A 22,980-nucleotide genomic window follows, 5' to 3' on the forward strand; every position below is an offset into this window, starting at 1 on the left:
TTACTATTGTATTTTATTGTTTGTCGTTAATTTTATTATAAAATAGATATTAAATAAATACTAAATCACATTTAGATACTAATTTCGCAAGGGGGCTCTTTGAAAGTTGAATCATCTAGTTGCAAATTACAACCACTTTTTCAAACTTACCATGATGACTAATAGAAACATCCTGAAGAATAGCGGTGGATAAATAAGGAATACCATATTTATCTTTGATGATGTTTTTGTTTTCAATTTCAATTATATTATTTAAATCTTTTAAATAACTGACTGCAATAGTATGAATCACATCATTCATGACCGTCGATTTGGTGTAATACATAGTGCCGAAACAAAGTACTCTCCCCGTTTTAGTAGTAACATTATCTGAAAGGAGACAGCACTCTAGCTTTGTTGGAATAAATGCTCGAATCGTTGTTTGTCGGTTGTAAATTTTATATGCTGCTTCTTTCATACTCCAAAGCAGCCAAACCGTGATTTCAGGCGTGGTACTTTGTGCAATGAGCAACTGTTCATTTGCAGTAAATATTTTTTGTAAAAAACCTTTGCGTTGCCAGTTGCTTTCTTTCCGTGCTTGTACAATATCTACAATATCGTTTCCGATCACTTTGCCGCCAATTTAGTTTCAATAATTGCTACAGATCGTTTTACATCTAGCATTTGTTCCATATCGGTATTATCTATAACGACATCAAAAGCTTCCTCAATATCCAATATAATATCAACAAGGTTTGCTGAATTAATGTTGAGATCGTTTATAAAATCGGTGTCTTCCGTTAGGTTATCATAAGCTTCTATATTGGTAGTGTAGGGCTTTATAATAACTTTTAATTTAGCAATTAGGTCTTCTTTATTCATCTTAGTTCAGTTTCAAATTTTTTAAATATAATACACGCATTTACATCACCAAAACCAAAGCTTGCTTTGGCAATAATGTTTAAATCGATGTTCTTAGTCTTTATTGGTACTCGAGATGCATCTATTAAAGCAGTAATTTCTGGATGAAGATCATCGCAATTTAAGTTGCCAAATAAAAATCCTTCATGCAATTGCAATACAGTTGCCACACTTTCTATACTTCCTGCAGCACTAAGACAGTGGCCCGTCATGCTTTTTAAGGAGTTTATATAAGGAAAGTCAAGACCGCTTCTGTTTAGTGCTTTGGTCCAATTCTCAATCTCCAGCCCGTCTTTTGTTGTAGCAGTTAGATGTCCGTTTATTGCATCAATAGCATCTGCTTCGATACCAGAACTTTGTAGTGCCTGAGTAATGCAACGCTGAACGGCAACACTATTAGGGGCAGTCATACTTCCGCTGCCACGTTGTCCGCCAGAATTTACATGACCACCAAGTATTTCAGCATAAATTGTAGCACCCCGTTTTAAGGCGCTATCCAAATCCTCTATAACTAATGCACCAGCTCCGCTTCCAGGAACAAAACCTGCCGCAGTAGTACTCATTGGGCGAGAGCCTTGTTCCGGATGATCATTGTATTTGGAACTGCAAACTCGCAACGCATCAAAACCAGCCCAAATATACGGTCCGCTATCGCCAGTACTTCCAGCTAATATTCGTTGGGCTTGACCTGATTGTATGCGATCATAAGCCATCATTATAGCTTCGGTGCCCGTTGCACAAGCCGATGAATTGGTAGTTACTTGATTGCCCAATCCTAGTTTACCGCCGAGATAGGCACTAATTCCGCTGTTCATAGTTTGTGCAACGACAGTACTGCCCAATCGTCGCGTTTGCAAATCGTCTATTTTATAAATGCTTTCGCGAAATTTATCAATTCCCGAAGTTCCAGAGCCAAAGATAGTTCCGCTTTCCCAATCGGGGTCAATATTATGCCCTATAGGCAAACCACTGTTCTTCCAAGCTTCCATACCCGCAATAACACCATATAAAATTCCAGTGCTGTTAAAACCTCTAAGTTCTAAATCTGTAAAATAGTTTGATTTGATATCCTCAGTTATTTCAGGTTTACCAGCAATCTGGCAAGAAAACTGTAATTCTTGTAATTGCGAATCATGTCTGATGCCTGAAATACCATTTTTTAGGGCATGAGTAAACGCAGAGACACCGACCCCGTTAGGAGCAGCAACACCTAGTCCTGTAATTACAACTCTTTTACTCATAATTTTGTGGTTATCATTCCTGATAAAACCCCTTTACAAACTTCTTGTCCGGCTTCATTTTTCATCACTACATCGCATTTTAATTTTCCAAATCTAAAAAATGTCTTTTGTGAGGTTACTGTAACTTTTTCTTTCGGATATACGGGTTTTAAAAACTGCACATCGGCTGAAGTAAAAGCGATAACAGTATTTTGTTTTAGGTTATTATTGAGTAAATAAATACCCAAGCAAACCATTCCGATTTGTGCCATTGTTTCGGTTAAAATTACTCCCGGTGTTACCGGATTGTCCTTGAAGTGACCTTTGTAAAAATCTAAATTTTCATCAAAAGTGTAGGTTCCTGTAACTCCGTTTTCATCAGCATGCAGCAACTCATCTACAAATAAAAAGGGTTTGCTGTACGGCAGTTGTTTTAAAATATTGTTTAAATTCATATTACTATTAAGTTTAAGAGTACTACCATTGTAGTAACACACGTTGCGCCGAAAATCCCGGTCCAAAACTAAGCATTAGTCCTTTTTCTCCTGGCTTCGGTTTTTTATCTATAATTTGTTCTAAAACGTATAAGACGGTAGCGCTCGACATATTACCGTATTGCTTCAGTACTTCTTTGGTATCGTCTATGTTTTTCCCTAAACCCGAAAAAAGTGCTTCTACAGTAGTGACAATTTTTTTTCCTCCAGGGTGAAATATCATATGATCAATATCTGCGATTTCTAGATTATTTTTTTGAAGAAATGGATGAATAATATCTCCAAAATTGGAAGCAATTGTGTCGGGAACTTCGATGTCTAAAATCATTTGCAAACCAGTATTGGTAAGCTTAAATCCCATCATATGTTCGGCATCATAAAAATGATACATTTGTTCGTCAACTATTTCTGGCCCTTGATCCTCATTGTGTGAAGACAGTAAGCAACAAGCAGCGCCGTCACCAAAAATGGCCGCGCTAACAATATTCGGCATCGAAAAATCATTGAGTTGAAAAGTTGCCGTGGGGGATTCTACTGCAATTACTGCTGCACGTTTACCGGGATTGGCTTTCAAAAAGTTTTTAGCATATATAATTCCGGATATTCCTGCCGCACAACCCATTTCAGTTACCGGAAGACGCACAATGTCTTGTCGCAATTTCATTTTATTGATTAGGTAAGCATCTAACGAGGGAATCATTATGCCCGTGCAACTTACGGTAATGATATAATCAATAGATTGTGGTTCCCATCCTGATTTAGCAAGCGCTTTTTCTAACACCTGTTCGCCCAAAATAATAACCTCACGACTGTAAATGTCATTTTTATCTTCAAAAGAAGTGGCTGTAAAAACTTCAGCTGGATCCATTATAGAATAGCGTTTGTCTACCGCAGCTCCTTCAAAAATTTTCTTTACTTTTTTTATAAATCGTTCGTCTTGGTCCTGCAGCCATACGTTAAGCAATGGAAGTATATCGGCCGTTGTGCGCGAATATTGGGGTAGTTGCTTTGCAACTGTAACTATTTTTACACTCATATTTTACTAATTATCCATTGGTATCGAAAAGCCCATTTCCAATTTATGGTATCGTTTTTTAAATTTAATTTTTTAGAAAAATCTACGAGTTCTTGTTTTTTAAACCCTCGTAATATCGATACTAATCCGTCTTCGCGAGACATTTTGTTAAGGCTAAAAAGAGTACAGATCACTCCGAAAAGTCGATACGCTGCTTTACTTCGATGCAAATCATTTATCACAATTCCGATCGTAGCATTCTTATTAAAGGTAGTAATTATATTTAATATTTGATCGTTTGTAAAATGGTGCAGCGTAAGCGTACACAAAACAATGTCGTATTTTACAGTGCTAAAATTCTCGCCAAATATATCAACACAACTGTATTCAATATTGGAATACTCAGTAGATAATTTTTTAGCATAATTTATGGTAAAGGCATTGGCGTCGATACCAATGAGTTTAAAAGTAAGATTGTTTTTTTTAGCGTAATTCGCGAGCACACGTAACATATCCCCATTGCCGCAACCTACATCTGCGATAGTTATCGTCTTTGTAGTATCGGCTTTTTTTAAAAGGTGTCGAACGCCATTGACGGTGAGTTTGTTACCGCCTAATAATTGGTTGATGCCTGCAATTTTATCTAAAGCATCACGCAACTCTTCGCCTTGCAGCGAAAAGTCATCCATAATTTCGGTTTCTTGTGTTCTGTATTTAGTGTTTATATTCATTTAATCAATTGCTATTGGTTTGCCGTGCGTTTGTTTAATTAACAATGGAAGTAGTTTTGGAATAGTAGCCACTGTACTAATTATAATAGCAGTTATCGCTTTATTGCGCAAGATCTTTGCTAAAATTCGGCCCATAAACAAGCGTTTCCCAAACTGTTTTTTCCATAATTTGGTATAGCTGTTTTCCAATTCTTCGCGTGAATTAATTGTGCTATTATAAAAGTCTAAAACCAATTCGGACGCGATCTTAGAACTATGTATTGCCATAGCCATACCATTGCCGCATAAAGGATGAATGAGACCTGCAGTATCGCCAATCATTAAAATGTGGTTTTCTACAGGTGATTTTTTTTCAAAACAAATCTGACTTATGGTAAGTGGCTTATCAAAGAGTAGTGTTGCGTTTTCAAAAACTGATTTTAATTCTTTGTTTTTGAAAAGTACATTCTGTTGAAAATCATCAATGTTTTTATATTTTTTGAAAGAGGCATAATCGGCCAGATAACAGATGTTTATCGCATTATTTTCGACTTTCGAAATACCGCAGTAGCCACCATCAAAGTTATGAAGCGCTACCAAATCATCAGGGAAGTCACCCGAAAAGTGCGCTTTAACGGCCAGCCAAGGCGATTTTTTTGCGATAAAATCACGAGATAAAACCTGATCGATGTTCGAGCGCTTGCCGTAAGCGCCTAAAACTAATTTTGTTTCTATAATTTGGCTCGAAACTGTAACGCTAAACCTATCGGCGCCAAAAGTAACATTGCTAACTGTTTCTTTAATCACTCTGCAACCGTTAGCAAGCGCCTTTTGATATAAAAAATGATCCAGTGTAAAGCGACTGATACCAAAACCGCCCAAGGGTAGTTGAGCTTTGGCCGCTTGACCGCTTCTAGACGTAAATCTAAAGTTTTTTATATTAGTTGGTTGCAATTTTGCGATGTCAATATCAAGCCATTGTAAATAAGGTAAGATTTCATTCGAAATATACTCGCCACAGACTTTATGACGGGGATAATCTGATTTTTCGATCAGGGTTACTTTCAATCCTTTTTTGGATAAATGTATTGCCGCTGTTAGTCCAGCCAAGCCACCACCAATTAGTACCACATCAGGATTTGTTTCCATATACTGCAATTTAGGTATAAAATCTGAGATACGTTACGCGATATAAAAATTGATTTTGACCCTAATGTCATTGTAAAAAAGACTATTTGTTTTAGGTTTTTGAAAGTTCAGAAAATAGCTGCTTGATTAATTACTAAATTATGAAATTAAAAAGGGTAGAAGCAAAATAACGAAGTATACTTCGGAAATTAGAAATTAGTATATCTAATTGAGAATTCAAAATGAAACCTCTTATCCAATTTAAAGCCTTATCTTTAAGAAATGAAACAAGATAATTTAAAAGAAAGTTTTGGAACTTTATCTGAAACTATTAATGGGTTAATCCGTGCGGGTTATATTCATGATTTTAATATTCAAGAAGAATGTTTGGTATGCCGTCAAAATAATGTAACGCTAGCTCCCGAGGATTTTCAAATTGATAAAGTATATCGTTTTGAAGGTGCTTCTAATCCAGACGACCAATCTATTTTATATGCTATTTCTTCGCCACATTTTGAACTTAAAGGAACTTTAGTAAATGGCTATGGTATTTCTTCTGATGCAGCAACGTCTAAAATCATAGAGCGATTAGAAACGAATACAACTACCAAACCATTAATTGACTAAAATAGCTCTAGCGAGAAGACTTAATCATACTGAAGAAAATATTAATAATTCTTCTAGCAGCTCGAGTTTAATTATTGACTTGATCTAATAAATCTCTAGTACGCGTTTTAGCATTTTAATTAAATCATTAAAATCACCGGGTTTAGTTAAATATTCTTTTACATCAATTTTTTTAGTTTGATGATGCGCAGCCAAAGGAGAAGTAGAAAATAAAATCACAGGAATTTTTTGGACATTTTCATGTTTTTTAATTTCTTCTAAAAGAGTAGGTCCGTCCATAGTGGGCATATTGATGTCCAAAAATATTAAGTCGGGTTGCAATTCATTTGAAAGCAATTTACGTAATGCCTCTAGTGGATTGTGCTGTGCAGTATATTTCGCTGGTGAAATGGATTCTAGCGCTTCTTTAAAAAACTCGCAATCGTCATAATCGTCATCTATTTGTAAGATATTAGCGTACTTCATGCTGCATATTTTTAATTTTATGTATTTCGCGACTAATAAGTTAAATTGACAAGTACGAAATTTTGTAGCACAAATGTAATAAATTTATTTCATTTTATAAAATTACCATTAAACATTACATATTTACCACTTATTGTTGTTTTGACATTGCGATTACAATTATTCTAAATAAAAAAAGTCTTCATAAGGTTAAATTTATGAAGACTTTGATGTAACCGTGTTTTAGTATCCTTAATGTTGACCAGACTCCATATACGATTTTAAATTCTCAATGTCATCTTGTACCATTTTTTCAAAAATCGGATTTAAAAGTTTGGCCCCCTGTTCGCCAGCTATTCCTAGCGGTGCTTTATACGATATAGTAACATCAATTTCAGTTGCTTGTCCGATTGGTTTAAAGCCAACCTTTCCAAAATTCTCAATGGTAGAACCTGGAAGAGATTTCCAGCTTAAAAATTTATCTTTTTCATCTTTTACGATCTCCGCTTTCCAAGTTACTGTTCCTACTCCAAAAGGTCCTTTGGCTGTCCATTCAGATCTTTTAGTATCAATTGCAGTTACAGACTCTAAATGATTCATGAATTTTGGTAAATTTTCTAAATTGCGCCAAAAAGCGTAGACTTGTAAAATAGGACGATTCACTATTCCTGTCACTCTAATATTGACATTAGAAGTAGACGTGTTTTTATAAGCATCGACTGCTTGGTAAACTGGGCAATATCCAGTTAGTCCTCTTACTAGCATCGATCCAGCCAATGTGGTTTTTGCAGTGCTTTTATCTTTTTTTGACAAAATTTTATACAAAAAGTAAGCTCCCCCAGCCACCATTAAAATTCGTTCTGTCGTGGAAATATTTTTTTTTGGCAGTATACTTTGTAGTGAAAATCCCGATTTGTGTGTAGTTGCTTCCATAATTCGTTTATTAAATTAAAATAATTGTAAATCTGTATTGTTTTCTAATAACTCAGCGTTATTAAAATTTATATTGAATTTTTGCCTAGTGGTTATTAAGAGAATCTTGGTTGTTGTTGTGTTGAATTTCTTGAAGGTATTTAAAATCGAACTCTTCTTTAAGATCTTGACTTGCGTAAGAAGAGGTCTCTTTTGATTGATTGTCCTCTTTTGTAAAATGATGCTCAATCTCCAAAATTGAACTATTAGAATTGGAAGAACTAGCATTATTAGTGTGGTCTATTTCATTTCCTTTATCTGTGATGCTATCGTCATATTTTGAGGTTTCCATGGCATATAAAATTATAATTGTCTACTATAAAATTAGCTAAAGAACACCGCAATTTATTATACGATCCTGGAGGTTAATTACATAATTGTGTTGTAATAAAAAGAGAGGAAAATTTGTGCGGCTTAGAAATAGAAATAAAATTCAAACTGCTGCACGTTTTAAAAATTACTTTTATAATTTTTTATATGAAATCGTTCGAATTCAGATAAATCTTAAAAATAAATTTCTTTTTACAGCGCTACTCTTTATTTCAACAACGTCTAAAGCAAATGATCTTGCGAATAGAAAGGCCTTATATCAGATTGGGCTAGAGTAGAACATTAAAAAAAATGGAAATGTAGTTTTGATCGGTTCAGCTTCTTCTATAACTTTTGAATTTACAGATATATTCAAACTGTTAAACATCAACATATTGAATTTTTATAACATTAAAAATGAAGCATAAAAAAAGCCCAATTCGAAAGAATTGAGCTTTTGCTTTTGTGACCCCAAAAGGACAAATTACGCACCTTTTTATGGAGGATTTAAAGCTATTGGCTTATTTTATGTAGTTACTATCTTTCATTGGCTTTATGAATTTGGTTTGGATGTCTTGTTGGGGATTCATCTGTTTTTCGGAATGTGAATTAGTCAATGAAAAATTTGTACGTACTAATTAAAAAATCATAAAAGGTCAAGAAATAACCTTAAATGTAATCCGTAAAATTTAAGAGAAAGTTTTTAATTAAGTGATGATAGAACAAATGTATCAGAACTGGCAAGAGAGGTGGAAATAACAAGTCCCCAATTACATACAGACCGCAAAAGTTCGAGGAATTTGGAGAAGGAAGTTTTCTAGGGAAAGGAAATTTAAAACTCAATCCCGAGCAAGAAAAAATCCACGAAATGGAGAAAAGACTCAAGGATTCCGAGTTAGAACGTGATATATTAAAAAAACAATCAGCATTTTTTCCAAGAGCGGTCGATGATTTATAGTTTTATTAAAAACAATGAACAAGTATTTATCATTGAATAAATGTGCAAAGTCTTACAAGTGAGCTGCGACATTATTACCGGTGGAAAAAACAAGCAATCAGCATTTTTTCCATGAGCGGTCGATGATTTATAGTTTCATTAAAAACAATGAACAAGTATTCCCGATTGAAAAAATGTGCAAAGTTCTACAAGTGAGTAGTGGAAGTTATTACCGATGGAAAAAACAATCAATTACCGCAAGACGACAGCTAAAAATTATTATAAAAGAACGGATAACATTGATTTATTTTGCAGCGAAACAAAGATATGGAAGTTCTAGAATAAAATTGGAATTACAGCATTTAGGTTATAAAGTTTCACGAATTACAGTTGCAAAATATATGAAAGAACTTGGCTTGCGAAGTAAATTAAGCAAAAGGTTCAAAGTTACAACCAACTCAAATCATAATCATTTAGTTGTCGAAAATGTATTAAATAGAGAGTTTATTGTAAAAATGCCTTCAAAAGTTTGGGTTTCGGATATTACTTATATCCAAACTAAAGAGGGGTTTGTATACCTGACCACTATTATGAATTTATACGACAGAAAAATTATTGGTTGGAGTTTAAGTGACGCAATGAATACAGAAGAAACTACGCTTGGAGCTTGGAAAATGGCGGTTAAAAACCGAGATGTCGATGAAGGTTTGATTTTTCATTCTGACAGAGGTGTCCAATATGCCAGTAAAAAGTTTGTAAATGTTCTTGATTCCTATAAAAAAATAACCCGCAGTATGAGTCGTAAAGGAAATTGCTGGGATAATGCTGTGGCGGAAAGCTTCTTCAAATCTTTGAAAACGGAATTGATTTATGGGAACAAACTGATTTCTAAAGAACAAATGAAACTGGAGATCTTTGAATACATTGAAATTTGGTACAATAGAAAAAGGAGACACTCTGCTTTGAATTATGCAACTATTGAAGAATTTAACAATCAAATTAATTACAAAAATGTAGCTTAACTTATACTGCAAGTTTTATTTGCATATCCACTTTTTGTAAAACAGAAAGTTCTACGTGTTTAGACATTGTTAATATTGCTTGTTTATCGTCTTTAGAAATTTGTACTTCTGTTATATTTTCAACTTTGGATAAATCTTCCTTAACTTTTGCTTCACAACCTGAACAGGTCATTCCATCAAGATGGTATGTGTGTTTCATATTTTTGTGATACAAATTTCGACAACTTGTACTTAAATAGTTTGCATAATTATGATGATGATTTGTGCATTTTTGTAAAGTAATGTATCCGTTTCCCTATATTTCAATTAAATTTTTTTAAATCAAAAGACGTGAAAAAATGTGTTGTTCGGCGATACGTCAATCGTTGATTTACTTTCTACTAATCGAACTACATTCAGGTATCTAATTTACCTTTTATTAATTTGCTTCTTAAGTAATTGTGCATTTATGGCAACGATAATAGTACTCAAACTCATAAATACGGCACCAATTGCAGGACCTAATACAAATCCAGAAGAATATAAAACACCCGCTGCTAATGGAATTGCAACAACATTATAGCCCGTTGCCCATATAAGATTTTGTATCATTTTTTTATAAGTCGCTTTACCGAACAAAATTAAATTGGCAATATCTTGGGGATTACTATTTACTAAAATAATATCAGCGGTTTCAGCAGCTACATCTGTTCCAGAACCTACGGCAATACCTACATTTGCTTGTGCTAATGCGGGTGCATCATTAACACCGTCACCTGTCATTGCAACAAATTCTCCTTCGTCTTGTAGTTTTTTTACAATTTCTACCTTTTGATGCGGTAATACTTCTGAAAAATAACCATCAAGACCCAGTTTATCGCTAACCGCTTTTGCCGTTATTTCATTATCTCCAGTTGCCATTAGTACTTTGATGTTGTTTTCCTTGAATATCTTGATTGCTTCGGCCGATTCAGGTCTTATTTCATCCGCAAGTGCAATATATCCTGCTAGTTTTCCATCCACTAGGAGGAAAACCACCGTTTCTGCTGCGTCACTAAAAGCATCGTCGGGAATCGCTATTTTTTCGTCCCTTAAATAACCAGGACTTACCACTTTAATTTGCTTACTTTCTACGGTAGCTTCAACGCCTTTACCTGTAATTGCTTTAAAGTTTTGCAGGTCTGGAATTTGTATTTTATCTTCTTTGACCTTTTTAATTATTCCTACAGCAATTGGATGTTCTGAGCTTTGTTCTAGGGCACTTGAAAGTCTTAAAATTTCTTCGGATGAATAAACAGCATCGATAGATTCAATTCGGATAACTCCGAAATCCCCTTTGGTTAATGTACCTGTTTTATCAAATAATAGAACGGATATTTTTCGTGACTCTTCAAATGCTGTTCTGTTGCGGATTAATAATCCATTTTGGGCAGAGACAGCGGTAGAAATTGCTACTACAAGTGGAATGGCAAGACCAAGTGCATGAGGACATGCAATAACCATTACCGTCACCATTCGTTCTAATGCATAGACGAAAGGAAAGCCTAAAAGTAGCCAAACTGCTAACGTTCCGAAACCGATTGCCAATGCAATATACGTCAGCCACTTTGCTGCTTTATCTGAAAGATTCTGCATTTTGGACTTGGTCTTTTGCGCGTCCTCCACCATTGTAATAACTTTGTTGAGGTAGCTGTCTTTTCCTGTATGCTCCACCTTTACTTTTATACTGCCGTTCCCGTTTACTGAACCGCCAATAACTTTATCGTTCTCTTCTTTTTTTACAGGTTTGGATTCACCCGTAAGCATAGATTCATTTAAGTAGCTTGAGCCTTCTACGATAATTCCGTCCGCGGGAACTTTCTCTCCCGGCTTTACTAAAATCACATCATCTTTTAGCAAATCTTCGAGAGAAATATCTTCAATAGTTCCATCTTTTACTCTGTGTGCTTCGGCAGGCATCATACTAACTAGAAGCTGTAATGCTTTCGAAGCGCCTAATACACTTTTCATCTCTATCCAATGCCCCACAAGCATTATCGCAATCAGTGTCGCTAGTTCCCAGAAAAAATCGACACCGGGCAATCCAAAAACAGTTGCAGAACTATAAAAATAGGCGACACTAATTGCCATGGCGATTAAAGTCATCATTCCAGGAGCTCCATCCTTAATTTCAGAAACAAAACCTTTTAGGAAAGGCCAACCGCCATAAAAATATACGATTGACGAAAGCGCAAATAGTATGTAGGGATTTCCTGGTAGAAGTATGGTATAGCCTAGAAATCCTTGAATCATCGGAGAAAAAAACAGAATAGGAATAGCGAGTATTGCTGTAATCCAAAATCGTTTTTTAAAATCCTCAATCATCATTTTATGATGGTCATGTCCTTCCATTCCCATGGGTACACTTCTATGGTCCATTTTTGAGTGGTCCATGGTAGCATGTTCCTCTTTGGTCATTTTCATTTTTGAAAGATCAATTTTAGGATGGTCTGTTTCTTTATTCTCGTGTTCTTTATGATTTTGCATAGTTTAATTTTAGGTATTGTTATTTTTATATCACATTATTCATAATTAAGTTTGACAGCTTATCGTGATTTTTTTGGTGTGTTTTATCTTTTTATAAATTATATTTTACTCTTTTTAAAGGAACAACAACAATTGGAAAACCTAAATCGTTATAAACATCGATTATCAAATGGTGAATCTTTATTTTCTGTTGTTCCATAGTGTTTTGTAAAAGATAGTTTATCTATAACAAAAAATTTTTTGTAAGAGGTTTCTTTTATTGCGTTTGTTAATTTTTCATCACAATCTAGTTTTAAAAATTGATAATAGTAAATTACATGGAATAGCTCTATCCATAAAAACAATGTCTTTTGTTTTAATTGAAGCTTCTCCTTCAACTTGCCTATCTAAAATTTCTAATTGAAATTTTCTTTTATTGTTTCAAATGTCTGCAATTGTATGTCCTTTTTTATGCCAAGAATCTATGTAATGTCTGGCATGATCTATTGTATGCTAATTTGTGGAGTAAATTAATTACCGTGCTTTTTCCAGTACTTGGACCTCCTGCAATAACATACCAATTATTGTTAATAGTACTTGAATTCTTATTCATCATCATCTTAAATATTCTTTATAATAATATTTTTTCAATACTATTTATTTCAGGTAAACCATATCATCGCAAGGTTTTAATTATTACTTTTTATTAAACATTTGCAATAACATTTTTCCATAAATGTTAAAAAATTAGTTATTTTTCAGTTGACACTACATTTAAGGGTTACTACATAATTCTGCTGAATCATCTATTATTTTTTTATGCCTCTCTTTTGGTATGCCAATTTGGTCTAGAATATTTGGATTTTCATAAATTTCCTTACAAAGCACAATACCTTTGTCTAATAACTTCGCCTTTTCGGGTTTTGTAAGAGTTGTTAAGGCGGTTAATGGATGTAGCCCTGATTTGTCTATTCGCTCCTTGAGTCCATTTCCTTTTGGGTAATCCCAACCTGCCAGACCTAAACCTACACAAGTTCCATATTGAATTGCATCACTGGTAAATCTAGTGTTTGTGTAAACCCAACCTTTATGTAATTTTAGATTATGTCCGGGTTGTTTTTTCCATTCCATTTCAACATCAATAAATCTAGATTGGATATAAAGAGGAATTTTCACATTGCAAACATTTTGCTGATCTTGATGGTATTTACATTCTATCATATAATGATTATTATCCTTTTGTGCTATGACATCTATTTCATGCTGAACACAATTGCCTTTAACAATGATACCAACTTCTGCTTTAAATCCTTCGTGGGACAATAATTTTCCTATTAATTTTTCGAAAGGAAAACCAGAAGGTCCTAATTCCATTAGTGCTTTTTTTAGATTATATCTTGAAGCACTAACTCTAGATTTACTTTTTAGCATTTTATAGGTCATCTTATAGATTTGCTTGGTGGTCATGCCTTCTTTTAAAGTGCTCTGAATTTCATCCGTGATTTCAAGAATAACGGTTTCATTGGCGTCGGCGCGTCTTAATGAATTTTTCAACTTCTCTAAATCGAATGCTTCAATTGCTCCAGAGTATTTTACAATATTGATTTTGTTTTTCATTTTGACATATGTTTTACTTTTACTGATAGTGGGAATGATTGCGAGTACTAATTAGATGTAAAAAGTGCATTTCATAATACTATTATTAAAACCACTTCTATACCAATTTTCTGATTTTGTGATCTATCCAAAAAAAACGTTAGCAGTGCTGTATTCATGTTTAAGCTACTGTTATTTTCTGTTCCAAATAAACACTTTGTATCGTATTCAATAAAGCAACACCTTCATTAAAAGGCCTTTGAAATGCTTTTCGACCTAAAATTAAACCAGAACCACCGGCTCTTTTATTGATTACGGCTGTTGTAACGGCTTCCATTAAATCAGATTCACCATTTGAACCACCTCCAGAATTAATTAATCCTATTTTGCCCATATAACAGTTAGCTACTTGTAAACGGCACAAATCAATTGGGTGGTTAGTAGTCAATGTTTCATACATTTCGTCGTCATATTTACCAAAGTCAATATTTTTAAATCCAAAATTATTAGTGGGTAATTTTTGTTTGATAATATCTGCTTGAATAGTTACTCCCAAGTGATTGGCTTGAGCAGTTAAATCTGCCGCAGCATGATAATCAACACCGTCTTTTTTAAAGGAATCATTTCGAAGATAACACCATAAAATAGTTGCCATTCCTAAATTGTGAGCTTCTTCAAATGCTTCTGCAATTTCTTTGATTTGTCGGTCACTTTCGGCAGAACCGAAATAAATGGTAGCACCTACGGCAACAGCTCCCATATTCCAAGCAGATTTTACTTTGCCAAATAATGTTTGGTCGTATTTATTGGGATAAGTAAGCAATTCATTATGGTTAATCTTAACAATGAAGGGGATTTTATGAGCATATTTTCTTGCGTTCAAACCCAAAACGCCAAAAGTAGAAGCTACTGCATTACAACCTCCTTCAATAGCTAGTTTTATTATATTTTTGGGGTCAAAATAAGCCGGATTTTTATAGAATGAAAATGCGGCACTATGTTCGATTCCTTGGTCAACAGGCAGTATGCTTAAGTATCCAGTGCCGCCAAGATTTCCATGATTATATAATTGAGAAAGGCTTCGAAGTACTTGGGGATTTCTATTACTATCTACAAATACCTTGTCAAGACTATTTTTACTTGGTGTTTGCAATTGGTCTTTTGTGATTTTCTCGCAAACGTAATCCAAATAATAAGCTGCTTTTTCTCCTAAAATTTCCGATATGTTTTTTTCTATTTTCATTTTAAAAGTATTTAATGAATCCCTAAACTGTGATTTGTTTTGGCAATGGATTTATCGGCATCCATTTCAATTCCGGTAAGTGCTCTAATGGCATCAATAGTTTCCGGTATTACAATAGCTTGGTTATCGACCACATAAGCATAGAATAATTCATCTCCTACAACTTTTAACATATCTTCCCAAAGTGCCACTTCATACATATCACCCCAAGGTCTGCCCATATCCAGAAACATTTCCTTGATGGTATTGTTTGAGACTAAACCTTCGTCGTATTGAATGAGTTTAATACGAGTAGATTTCTTAAAAGTTGCAATTACTTCTTCCTTTGTGGTTTGTTTTTTCAATTTTACATTCCAATAATGCATGTGACTCAAGGTTTCTGGTACTTTTATAGCTGAAGTAATGACATCCAAATCAGGATCAACACTTTTTGCATCTGGACCTTGATGGCTTGGAATATCTCTTTCGGGAACCATCGTATTCATTGTTCCACCTAAATGACTTTCCCAAGGATCAGTAGCTCTTCTTAAAAGTGTACCTCTGGCATATTCTAACAAACCTGCTTTTTTTAAGGCAGTTAATGTTCGTAAGATAGATGTAGTATTGCAGGAAACAACTCTTGTAGCATTTAGATTTAGTGCTGATTTATAATTGTTTTCGGCACTAAAAGAATGACCTGTTGTTTCGTGTTTTTCGCCACCTTGAACAATAAATTTGAGACCTAAATCTGTATAGATTTTTATATTTTGAGCGGCTATGTTTTTTGGTGTACAATCCACTACTAAATCTACATTTTTCAGAAGGTCTTGCATACTTCCTTTTACTGGAATAGCTGCTTTTTTCATTTCCTTTTCGGCTTCGGATGTGGCATAATAGATGTCATATCCTTTTCGTACGGCATTTTGAATACGCCAATCACTAATGATGTCGCATACTCCCGAAAGATTCATATCGTCTTGCTTTTGAATGGCATCTGCTACTCGTTTGCCTATAACTCCATATCCTATAACTGCGATATTTTTCATGTGATTTTATTTTAAATTATTTATTATTAGTTTCCATTCCCATCTGCATATCTCCATCTTCATCTGTGTGCGAATTCATAAAGAAACGTTCCGAAACTATCATTAGGATAATTGCAATTGCTGCAACAATCAGTACCAAAGGATCGCTTATGTATTTGACATAAAGAAATGCTGAAAGAACCACAACGTCCATAACAATTGCCATTAACGGAATAATTGGAAGGAAATCTACCTCTTTTTTAAGGTGACGGAAAAGCCCCCAATGGATTGCAATGTCCATAATAAGATAAAAAATAACTCCAATAGATGCGATTCTGGTTAAGTCGAACGAGATGGTTAGTAGAATTGCGAGAGATACCGTGAAAATGAGTGCTGGATTTTTAAAATTCCCAAGTTTTTTTAAAGAGGGAACTTGTTTCATAGTACTCAACATTCCCAATAAGCGAGAGGATGAAAATACACTTGCAATCACACCTGAGAAGGTGGCAACAATTGCGATAGCTACGGTAATCCAAATACCCCATTTTCCAAAAACAGGTTCTGCGGCTGCCGCTAAAGCGTAATCTTTTGCTTTGATAATTTCAGGTATGCTTAATCCCCCTGCGACAGCAAGTGCTAAAGCAACATAAATAACAGTACAGATAAGTATCGATGCTATTATAGACCTTCCAAGATTTTTGTGTGGATTATCAATATCTCCACCTTGATTTGTTATAGTTGTGAACCCTTTATAGGCAAGAATTGCTAATGCTAATGAAGCTACAAAACCAATTCCAATGGGTAATTCTTCAGCATTTTTTGGAATGTAATTTCCAGTAATATCTGCAAAGCCTGAAATTAGTAAACCGGCAATTGCAAGTAATGCGATACCAAGTACTTTTATGATTGCTGTAAAAGTAGCTGTTGTTTCAATGACTTTATTTCCTAAAATATTCACTATAAATACAATGACTAAAAGAAACACGCCTAGAATGGAAGCATAAGTGGCAAAACGCTCTGGGAATAACCGAAGCGTGTAAGCCCCAAATGTACCCGCTACTAAACTCTGGGAAACCACCATTGAGACATACATCAATAATGAAAACACGCCTGTTATAGTTCCTGGGCCGTAGGATTTATTTAAAAATTTTACAACACCGCCTGAAGAAGGGAACGCATTTGAGAACTTAACGTACGAGTAAGAACTAAAACATACGACAATGGCACCTGCAATAAAAGCAATAGGAAATAAATCGCCCACTAGCTCTGCAATTTGTCCCATAAGTACGAATATTCCAGCGCCAATCATCGCGCCTGTTCCAAGAGAGATTGAACCTATTAATGAAAGCTTATTATTTGTATTGATATGGTTTCTCATAGTAAACTAATTTTTAACGTAATTCGCTGTCACTATAAAAACCAATAGCTCATTTAAAAAAAAAGCTTAATATTAAAGAAAACTTCTTTTAACGGTCATTTATTCTGAGGATATTGGTTGATTCTAAACGGTTTGTATCGCTATAGTAAAAGATAATTGCTACTTTGATCTACTGTTACAAATGAAATCATAAAGCATAAAAATTAAAGAGTCATTCAATTAAAACACCAGGAAATTCGAGATAATTAATTTTTAACTACCATATCTAGTATGGTTTTATATTAGTATCCGCGGTTACAATGTTTTTTGACTCTTCATAATCTTCTTTAGTTATTTCACCATTTGCGAAACGTCTTGTCAAAATGTCTAGTAGACGATCTTTCTTTTTTCTTTCTCCGGGAATACCCCAAGGAGTTGCAAAAATCCATATTAGAAACAACATCCAAACAATCCACCATATTTAGTGCCTTCCACCAAAATGTCTTTTGTAATCATGTATAACTTCAAGTTCTATTTTGTCATTACTTAATGATGTTCCGCATGGTCTGCTTTTGTTGTTCCCTCACTAGTTTTCATATTATCCATATTCTGCATGTTCATTCCTTTTTCTCCCATCATTTTTGTGCAGGATTCCATACAATCTTTGCTCATCATTCCTTTTTCGTTCATCATTTTCATCATTGTACCCATCTTCTTTCCGTCGTTCATCATTCCGTTCATCATGGAATGCATCATTGTACTGTCTTTCATCATCATTTGCATGCCCTCTTCTAGCATCATGGTGCTTTGCATATTCGTTCTGAATTCTGTCCGATATTCCAGGTTTTCTGCAATGATTTTTATGATTTCGCTTCGGGTCGCATCGTTCTGAATCATTGATTTGACGTCGTTCTTTTGACTGCAACTGTTCAAGCCCAATAGGCCGAATACAGCTAAAATAAGTGCTAAATTTTTCATATTATTTGCGTTTTATTAAAGATTACTGCTTGTTTTACGATAAAATTTTTAATTAAAAAATCCGTCAATTTATCAGAAGCGTTGTCGGTTGCTCCTAATTAGATGCATTACGTAACACGAACACTAGTAATAATTAGTGTTCGTGGACATAGTTTTTTATACAATTACTATTTCTAAAAAGTACAATTGTCATTATATCTTGTCTGAAAAGATAATTAGTGCCCTTAACAGCACGATTTTTTTGTGGATTTCTCTTGCGTCTGCGGTTTTGCATCTGAGGGACTTGCTACAGATATTGCGTAATTTCCTGCTTTTGTTAAAGCTTCTTGAAGTAGTTCGGTTGGAATATGATTTTCCATTGTAATTGTTGCAGTTGGTGGGATCAAAGACACTGTTGCCATAATTCCATCAATTGTATTTAAAGCTTTCTCAACAGTTGTACGACATCCATTGCAGCTCATTCCGGTAATTTGATAAGAATGTATCATTTTTATTTTGTTTAATATTAATACCTCAAATATCCGAATGAACTAAGTAATAATGTTGGTTAATATTATCTTTATTTAGTATAATTTACAGATTCTCAATTGGTTCGCGTAATTTAATTTTCAATTTTTTAAAATCTGTTGCTGTTAAACCGGTTACTTTTTTGAATTGTTTACTTAAATGAGCAACACTGCTGTAGTTCAACTGATCAGCAATTTCGCTTAATGAAAGTTCATCGTAGATTAATAATTCTTTTGCACGTTCTATCTTTTGCGCTATCAAATAATGCTCAATGGTTATACCATTCGCTTCTGTAAAGAGATTACTTAAATAGTGGTAATTCTGGTTCAGTTGGCTACTAATGTGATTCGATAAGTTTACTTTTAAAACTGCTTCCGAATGGTGCACTAACTCCAAAATAATCGTTTTTATTTTCTCGATAGTTTGGCTTCTTTTGTCATCTAAAAATTCTAAACCGATTAATTCTAAATTTTTAATCAATTCTTCTTTCTTGTCCTCTATGCAATTTTCTTGAATTGTAATTTCACCTAATTCAATAGAAGTAGGATGAAGCCCAAGTTTTTCTAACTCGAGCTTCACCATAATTTTACAGCGGTTGCAAACCATGTTTTTTATAAAAATTTTCACTGTTATTCTTTGTTTTCTAATCGGTTTATCATTTGTTTCATTTGCTCAATTTCCTTTTCTTGTGCAATGATAATGTCATTGGCTAATTTTTTGAGTTCAGGGTCTTTAAAATCTACATTGCTACTCGTCATAATTGCTGATGAGTGATGCGGAATCATTGCTTTCATATATTGAATGTCTGTAATAAAAGTTTGGGTTCTCAACAGATATAAAGTTCCAGTAAAGGAAATCGCTGCGAAGACTATTATTCCATAGTTCGTTTTATGATTTGGATACATTTTCCACATAAATAACAACATAGTTATTGCCATAGCAGCTATCATTAAAGTAGTCATGTAAAACCGAGTAATACTATTGAATACATGGCTAAATGCTTCAAGATTTAAAAACATGACCGAATACATGATTACGAATGAAACAGCCATTATTACGGCAAATTTCACGTACGGGTTTTCTTTGTGTGCTGGTTATTTTCTTGCATAGTTTTATATTTTAAGTAAGGTTAATTCATATTAATTTATAATCATTTTATTCATCCATTCTATAACTTCCGTCTTTTGTTGCGGACTGAGCTTTGCATCTTGATGCAGTATGGTATAAGATGAAAGAGGCATTTCGTTATCTTCAATTTGACTTACAATTGATTTTAGTTTGCTTTTTTTCCTTCGGTCAGAATAGGTGTCCCATTCGCTAAAGTTTAGTTCTGCTTTGCCTTCCTCAATATGGCTTTCTAAAAACCAAGCTGCCGGTTGGACTTTATTATACCACGGATAATAAGTGTTGTTACTGTGACAGTCGTAGCAGGAGGTTTGCAGGATATTGGAAATGTTTTGAGGAGCAGCGTTAACTACAATAAAATCAGTAGTAGGCACACTAGTACTTTGGTTGCGTTTTGTGGGAATAAACTGGATTCCCACAAACACAACCACTAAAATCAGTAAGATGATTTTAAAAATTTTCATTTAGTTAATTTGCTTTTTCACACTACCACAGGTTAGCATTTTTGAACCATAGTACGGGTTTTTAATTTCTTTTACTTCACTTAACCAAAGCGCACCTTTGTTGTTATTTGCCATTGGACAAAAATCTTGATATATCACTTTGTCTGTTCCAAGAAGTGCTACTAAATCTGTGATGTCAGTACTTAAACCTTCAAAATGTTCTCTTTGGTGGTCGATATCACTTTTTACAATATGTTCTGCATGTTCTTTCGCACTTTCTTGAATTTCTATGTATTCTTTATGTGCTTCTTTTGATAGTTTTGACATATCAAATTTCGACAGTGCAGCTAAAAGAGCGTTTCCACCTTTGGCTGTGTTCGCTTTACTATCTGCAACTAAACCATTTTTGATTTCAAAATAAGCATCTAAAACCGCTGCTGTTTCCCCATTTTTAGTACTGTTTTGGGTAATTTCTCTTTCAGGTGAGGCTGTACCTGCTGAATGGTCGTGTCCTTCGTGTGATTCCGTGTGCATTCCTGCATCCTGCATTGTGTGTTCCACATTCTCATGCGTTTCACTCTCTTGTGTTTTATTCTCTTTACAAGAAATTGTTGTAGTGATTAACGCTACTGCTAAAATTCCGATTACTTTTTTCATGATATTAAAATTTATTGATTACTAATTTATTTATTTAATTGTTTCTTTTATTTCTCCACATTTTAGCATGGATGCACCAAAATACGGGTTTACTACTTTATTTTCTTTGCTCAACCAATTGGCTCCTTTATCGCTATTTGCCATAGGGCAAAACTGAACATAAGCGGTTTCGGTTAATGGATTGAACGCTTTTGTCATCGCTATCATTACATTTGAGATAGGTTCAAAAGGCATTCTTAATTCTTTTATGTCTTTAGAATGTGTAGCATGTAATGTATTTTTTTTAAGTTCTGTCTGGTAACTCATCCATACGTTGTGCGATTCTCCTTTAAAGACGCTCATGTTTATTTTGTCTAACGATTTTTGAAATTCTAATAGCGCTTTTTTAGCGGTATTAAAATCATCTTTAGTCAACGCATCTTTGAAGTCAAAATAGTTTTTATATAAAGGTTGCAGACTTTTTTTAGCTTCTGCATTAATAGCGGTTTTGTCGTCTTTTAAAACCACTTTTTTATCATCACTCATAGTGTTTGTTGTGCTACTGTTGTTTTTTCCTGTACTTCCTGAACCGCTTTCAAGATTCATCATGCTTGGTTTTCCTGCTAACTGTGCGGCTGCATCTACATTGAAAGTTCCATTAGCCACTATTTCTTCTCCAATTTCTAAACCTTCTTCTATGATGTAGTCGTTTCCTAGTAAAGGTCCTAAAGTGACTTCTCTTAATTTGAAAGAAATTCCGTTTTCAGATTCATTTTTTATGTAAACGATAGAGCGTTTCCCCGTCCACATTACAGCGGTCTTGGGTACACTAATAGTTGATTTTTTACTATCTACTTTTGTTTTTACCGTTCCGGATACGAACATTTCAGGTTTGAACTTTAGTCCACTGTTGGCTACTTCAATTCGTGCTTTGGCAACTCGTGTTGTTGGGTTTATAAATGGGTCGATGAAAGCAATTGTTCCTGAAAAAGATTCTCCTGGGAAAGAAGCTATTGTATAGTTTACCGTATTACCTTTTTTAATTAATCCCATATCGGATTCATATATTTCAAAACGCACCCATACTTTTGATAAATCTGCGACTTCATATAAAGTTTGTCCTTTTTCAAGGTAATCGCCTAATTCTACATTTTTTTTGATGATGTAGCCCGAAACATCGGCATAAATAGGAAATTGGTCTTGTTTTTTGCCTGTTGAAATGATTTTGTTGATGGTAGCGTCTGATACTTTCCAATTTTTTAATTTCATTTTCACCGATTCCAACAACTGCGGTTGAATGTCTTTGACACTATATGCCTCAATTAATTCTTGTTGTGCACTTGCTAATTCAGGCGAATAGATATACGCTACGATTTGTCCTTTTTTAACGTATTCGCCAACGAATGAAACAAGGATTCTTTCGATTCGACCGGGAATATGTGAAGACTGACTGTAAAGTGTTTTTTCGTTTACTTCAATTTTACCATTTAGGGCAATTTCTTTAATGCCGTCCGTATTTCCGACTTTGTAAGTGGATATACCTGCAATAATCATTGCTGATTCTGACATGCTGATGGCATCTGGGTCAGCTGCCTCAGTATCGGACTCTAATGGTATCAAATCCATACCACATATTGGGCAATCTCCGGGTTCAGGTTGTCTAATTTGTGGATGCATCGAACACGTCCAAACCTCGGCTTTAGCGCTTACTTCTGTTGTTTGTTCTTCTTTTTCTGTATCACTACCGCTGAAGAACAAAGCGCCTAAAATAAACCCAATCACTAAAGTAATTAAAGCTACTATTTTTGTTTTTTTATCTATGTTCATGA

General features: G+C 34.4%; 25 protein-coding genes. 2 read left to right on the plus strand and 23 right to left on the minus strand.

Annotation, left to right across the window (positions count from 1 at the left end):
- Window positions 1–115: 115 nt before the first annotated feature.
- From ACRASX_RS09870 to ACRASX_RS09900, 7 genes are read right to left on the minus strand one after another with little or no spacing between them, the layout of a single operon-like run.
- A complete protein-coding gene (locus ACRASX_RS09870; RefSeq protein WP_066306964.1) occupies window positions 116–610 on the minus strand; it encodes a 4'-phosphopantetheinyl transferase superfamily protein in 495 nt (164 codons plus the stop codon).
- Window positions 607–861: an acyl carrier protein gene (locus ACRASX_RS09875; protein ID WP_066306963.1), complete on the minus strand. Its 255-nt coding sequence runs from the start codon at window positions 859–861 to the stop codon at window positions 607–609. Before ACRASX_RS09875 ends, ACRASX_RS09870 begins: the two co-directional genes overlap by 4 nt.
- On the minus strand, window positions 858–2,141 hold the full coding sequence (locus tag ACRASX_RS09880; protein WP_066306962.1) for a beta-ketoacyl-[acyl-carrier-protein] synthase family protein: 1,284 nt from the start codon (window positions 2,139–2,141) through the stop codon (window positions 858–860). Before ACRASX_RS09880 ends, ACRASX_RS09875 begins: the two co-directional genes overlap by 4 nt.
- On the minus strand, window positions 2,138–2,575 hold the full coding sequence (locus ACRASX_RS09885; RefSeq protein ID WP_432221082.1) for a 3-hydroxyacyl-ACP dehydratase FabZ family protein: 438 nt from the start codon (window positions 2,573–2,575) through the stop codon (window positions 2,138–2,140). Before ACRASX_RS09885 ends, ACRASX_RS09880 begins: the two co-directional genes overlap by 4 nt.
- 22 nt (window positions 2,576–2,597) lie before the next feature.
- Window positions 2,598–3,650, minus strand: coding sequence for a type III polyketide synthase (locus ACRASX_RS09890; RefSeq protein ID WP_432221083.1), 1,053 nt, complete (start codon window positions 3,648–3,650; stop codon window positions 2,598–2,600).
- Window positions 3,647–4,360, minus strand: coding sequence for a methyltransferase domain-containing protein (locus tag ACRASX_RS09895; protein WP_432221084.1), 714 nt, complete (start codon window positions 4,358–4,360; stop codon window positions 3,647–3,649). The genes ACRASX_RS09890 and ACRASX_RS09895 overlap by 4 nt, the downstream gene beginning before the upstream one ends.
- Window positions 4,361–5,488, minus strand: a complete 1,128-nt coding sequence (locus ACRASX_RS09900) for an NAD(P)/FAD-dependent oxidoreductase (RefSeq protein WP_432221085.1) — start codon at window positions 5,486–5,488, stop codon at window positions 4,361–4,363.
- 261 nt (window positions 5,489–5,749) lie between these two features.
- On the opposite strand from ACRASX_RS09900, the gene ACRASX_RS09905 reads away from it, so the two are divergent.
- Window positions 5,750–6,094 (plus strand): phosphoribosylpyrophosphate synthetase, encoded by a 345-nt coding sequence (locus ACRASX_RS09905; RefSeq protein WP_432221086.1) that lies wholly within the window; start codon window positions 5,750–5,752, stop codon window positions 6,092–6,094.
- Window positions 6,095–6,178: 84 nt separating this feature from the next.
- Here the strand turns inward: ACRASX_RS09905 and ACRASX_RS09910 are convergent, their stop codons facing one another.
- From ACRASX_RS09910 to ACRASX_RS09920, 3 genes are all read right to left on the minus strand, one after another.
- Window positions 6,179–6,559, minus strand: a complete 381-nt coding sequence (locus ACRASX_RS09910) for a response regulator (protein ID WP_432221087.1) — start codon at window positions 6,557–6,559, stop codon at window positions 6,179–6,181.
- A 231-nt stretch (window positions 6,560–6,790) separates the two neighbouring features.
- Window positions 6,791–7,471, minus strand: a complete 681-nt coding sequence (locus ACRASX_RS09915; protein WP_432221088.1) for an SRPBCC family protein — start codon at window positions 7,469–7,471, stop codon at window positions 6,791–6,793.
- 85 nt (window positions 7,472–7,556) lie between these two features.
- A complete protein-coding gene (locus ACRASX_RS09920) occupies window positions 7,557–7,802 on the minus strand; it encodes a hypothetical protein (protein ID WP_432221089.1) in 246 nt (81 codons plus the stop codon).
- Between the two features lie 1,097 nt (window positions 7,803–8,899).
- Between ACRASX_RS09920 and ACRASX_RS09925 the strand changes: the two genes are divergently transcribed.
- Complete coding sequence (locus ACRASX_RS09925; RefSeq protein WP_432221090.1) at window positions 8,900–9,778, plus strand: IS3 family transposase; 879 nt, start codon at window positions 8,900–8,902, stop codon at window positions 9,776–9,778.
- 1 nt (window position 9,779) lies between these two features.
- On the opposite strand, the gene ACRASX_RS09930 is transcribed toward ACRASX_RS09925, so the two are convergent.
- The 13 genes from ACRASX_RS09930 to ACRASX_RS09990 all read right to left on the minus strand — a co-directional run bounded on the left by ACRASX_RS09930 (window position 9,780) and on the right by ACRASX_RS09990 (window position 22,978).
- Window positions 9,780–9,977, minus strand: coding sequence for a heavy-metal-associated domain-containing protein (locus ACRASX_RS09930; protein WP_432221091.1), 198 nt, complete (start codon window positions 9,975–9,977; stop codon window positions 9,780–9,782).
- Between the two features lie 209 nt (window positions 9,978–10,186).
- The gene (locus ACRASX_RS09935; protein WP_432221092.1) at window positions 10,187–12,283 is read right to left on the minus strand and encodes a copper-translocating P-type ATPase; all 2,097 of its coding nucleotides are present in this window, start codon (window positions 12,281–12,283) and stop codon (window positions 10,187–10,189) included.
- Window positions 12,284–13,036: 753 nt separating this feature from the next.
- Window positions 13,037–13,879 (minus strand): restriction endonuclease, encoded by an 843-nt coding sequence (locus ACRASX_RS09940; RefSeq protein ID WP_432221093.1) that lies wholly within the window; start codon window positions 13,877–13,879, stop codon window positions 13,037–13,039.
- Between the two features lie 160 nt (window positions 13,880–14,039).
- Window positions 14,040–15,101, minus strand: coding sequence for a class I fructose-bisphosphate aldolase (locus ACRASX_RS09945; protein ID WP_432221094.1), 1,062 nt, complete (start codon window positions 15,099–15,101; stop codon window positions 14,040–14,042).
- A gap of 11 nt (window positions 15,102–15,112) precedes the next feature.
- A complete protein-coding gene (locus tag ACRASX_RS09950) occupies window positions 15,113–16,126 on the minus strand; it encodes a type II glyceraldehyde-3-phosphate dehydrogenase (RefSeq protein ID WP_432221095.1) in 1,014 nt (337 codons plus the stop codon).
- 16 nt (window positions 16,127–16,142) lie between these two features.
- Window positions 16,143–17,483: an APC family permease gene (locus ACRASX_RS09955; RefSeq protein ID WP_432221096.1), complete on the minus strand. Its 1,341-nt coding sequence runs from the start codon at window positions 17,481–17,483 to the stop codon at window positions 16,143–16,145.
- Window positions 17,484–18,008: 525 nt separating this feature from the next.
- Window positions 18,009–18,440, minus strand: a complete 432-nt coding sequence (locus ACRASX_RS09960; RefSeq protein WP_432221097.1) for a hypothetical protein — start codon at window positions 18,438–18,440, stop codon at window positions 18,009–18,011.
- Between the two features lie 224 nt (window positions 18,441–18,664).
- Complete coding sequence (locus ACRASX_RS09965) at window positions 18,665–18,928, minus strand: heavy-metal-associated domain-containing protein (protein WP_066305729.1); 264 nt, start codon at window positions 18,926–18,928, stop codon at window positions 18,665–18,667.
- Window positions 18,929–19,013: 85 nt separating this feature from the next.
- On the minus strand, window positions 19,014–19,529 hold the full coding sequence (locus tag ACRASX_RS09970) for a helix-turn-helix domain-containing protein (protein WP_432221098.1): 516 nt from the start codon (window positions 19,527–19,529) through the stop codon (window positions 19,014–19,016).
- A gap of 47 nt (window positions 19,530–19,576) precedes the next feature.
- Window positions 19,577–19,999, minus strand: coding sequence for a DUF305 domain-containing protein (locus tag ACRASX_RS09975; protein WP_432221099.1), 423 nt, complete (start codon window positions 19,997–19,999; stop codon window positions 19,577–19,579).
- A gap of 87 nt (window positions 20,000–20,086) precedes the next feature.
- A complete protein-coding gene (locus ACRASX_RS09980) occupies window positions 20,087–20,536 on the minus strand; it encodes a heme-binding domain-containing protein (RefSeq protein ID WP_432221100.1) in 450 nt (149 codons plus the stop codon).
- Window positions 20,537–21,172, minus strand: a complete 636-nt coding sequence (locus tag ACRASX_RS09985) for a DUF3347 domain-containing protein (protein ID WP_432221101.1) — start codon at window positions 21,170–21,172, stop codon at window positions 20,537–20,539.
- Between the two features lie 30 nt (window positions 21,173–21,202).
- Complete coding sequence (locus tag ACRASX_RS09990) at window positions 21,203–22,978, minus strand: efflux RND transporter periplasmic adaptor subunit (RefSeq protein WP_432221102.1); 1,776 nt, start codon at window positions 22,976–22,978, stop codon at window positions 21,203–21,205.
- Window positions 22,979–22,980: the final 2 nt, after the last annotated feature.

The organism is Flavobacterium sp. TMP13 (assembly GCF_050847115.1).
Classification (GTDB): Bacteria; Bacteroidota; Bacteroidia; order Flavobacteriales; family Flavobacteriaceae; genus Flavobacterium.

Excerpts from the sequence above, each read along its gene's own strand:
- ACRASX_RS09875 (WP_066306963.1), bottom strand. The coding sequence starts at position 861 with ATGAATAAAGAAGACCTAATTGCTAAATTAAAAGTTATTATAAAGCCC.
- ACRASX_RS09880 (WP_066306962.1), bottom strand. The coding sequence starts at position 2,141 with ATGAGTAAAAGAGTTGTAATTACAGGACTAGGTGTTGCTGCTCCTAAC.
- ACRASX_RS09885 (WP_432221082.1), bottom strand. The coding sequence starts at position 2,575 with ATGAATTTAAACAATATTTTAAAACAACTGCCGTACAGCAAACCCTTT.
- ACRASX_RS09890 (WP_432221083.1), bottom strand. The coding sequence starts at position 3,650 with ATGAGTGTAAAAATAGTTACAGTTGCAAAGCAACTACCCCAATATTCG.
- ACRASX_RS09895 (WP_432221084.1), bottom strand. The coding sequence starts at position 4,360 with ATGAATATAAACACTAAATACAGAACACAAGAAACCGAAATTATGGAT.
- ACRASX_RS09900 (WP_432221085.1), bottom strand. The coding sequence starts at position 5,488 with ATGGAAACAAATCCTGATGTGGTACTAATTGGTGGTGGCTTGGCTGGA.
- ACRASX_RS09905 (WP_432221086.1), top strand. The coding sequence starts at position 5,750 with ATGAAACAAGATAATTTAAAAGAAAGTTTTGGAACTTTATCTGAAACT.
- ACRASX_RS09910 (WP_432221087.1), bottom strand. The coding sequence starts at position 6,559 with ATGAAGTACGCTAATATCTTACAAATAGATGACGATTATGACGATTGC.
- ACRASX_RS09915 (WP_432221088.1), bottom strand. The coding sequence starts at position 7,471 with ATGGAAGCAACTACACACAAATCGGGATTTTCACTACAAAGTATACTG.
- ACRASX_RS09920 (WP_432221089.1), bottom strand. The coding sequence starts at position 7,802 with ATGGAAACCTCAAAATATGACGATAGCATCACAGATAAAGGAAATGAA.
- ACRASX_RS09925 (WP_432221090.1), top strand. The coding sequence starts at position 8,900 with ATGATTTATAGTTTCATTAAAAACAATGAACAAGTATTCCCGATTGAA.
- ACRASX_RS09930 (WP_432221091.1), bottom strand. The coding sequence starts at position 9,977 with ATGAAACACACATACCATCTTGATGGAATGACCTGTTCAGGTTGTGAA.
- ACRASX_RS09935 (WP_432221092.1), bottom strand. The coding sequence starts at position 12,283 with ATGCAAAATCATAAAGAACACGAGAATAAAGAAACAGACCATCCTAAA.
- ACRASX_RS09940 (WP_432221093.1), bottom strand. The coding sequence starts at position 13,879 with ATGAAAAACAAAATCAATATTGTAAAATACTCTGGAGCAATTGAAGCA.
- ACRASX_RS09945 (WP_432221094.1), bottom strand. The coding sequence starts at position 15,101 with ATGAAAATAGAAAAAAACATATCGGAAATTTTAGGAGAAAAAGCAGCT.
- ACRASX_RS09950 (WP_432221095.1), bottom strand. The coding sequence starts at position 16,126 with ATGAAAAATATCGCAGTTATAGGATATGGAGTTATAGGCAAACGAGTA.
- ACRASX_RS09955 (WP_432221096.1), bottom strand. The coding sequence starts at position 17,483 with ATGAGAAACCATATCAATACAAATAATAAGCTTTCATTAATAGGTTCA.
- ACRASX_RS09960 (WP_432221097.1), bottom strand. The coding sequence starts at position 18,440 with ATGAAAAATTTAGCACTTATTTTAGCTGTATTCGGCCTATTGGGCTTG.
- ACRASX_RS09965 (WP_066305729.1), bottom strand. The coding sequence starts at position 18,928 with ATGATACATTCTTATCAAATTACCGGAATGAGCTGCAATGGATGTCGT.
- ACRASX_RS09970 (WP_432221098.1), bottom strand. The coding sequence starts at position 19,529 with ATGGTGAAGCTCGAGTTAGAAAAACTTGGGCTTCATCCTACTTCTATT.
- ACRASX_RS09975 (WP_432221099.1), bottom strand. The coding sequence starts at position 19,999 with ATGGCTGTTTCATTCGTAATCATGTATTCGGTCATGTTTTTAAATCTT.
- ACRASX_RS09980 (WP_432221100.1), bottom strand. The coding sequence starts at position 20,536 with ATGAAAATTTTTAAAATCATCTTACTGATTTTAGTGGTTGTGTTTGTG.
- ACRASX_RS09985 (WP_432221101.1), bottom strand. The coding sequence starts at position 21,172 with ATGAAAAAAGTAATCGGAATTTTAGCAGTAGCGTTAATCACTACAACA.
- ACRASX_RS09990 (WP_432221102.1), bottom strand. The coding sequence starts at position 22,978 with ATGAACATAGATAAAAAAACAAAAATAGTAGCTTTAATTACTTTAGTG.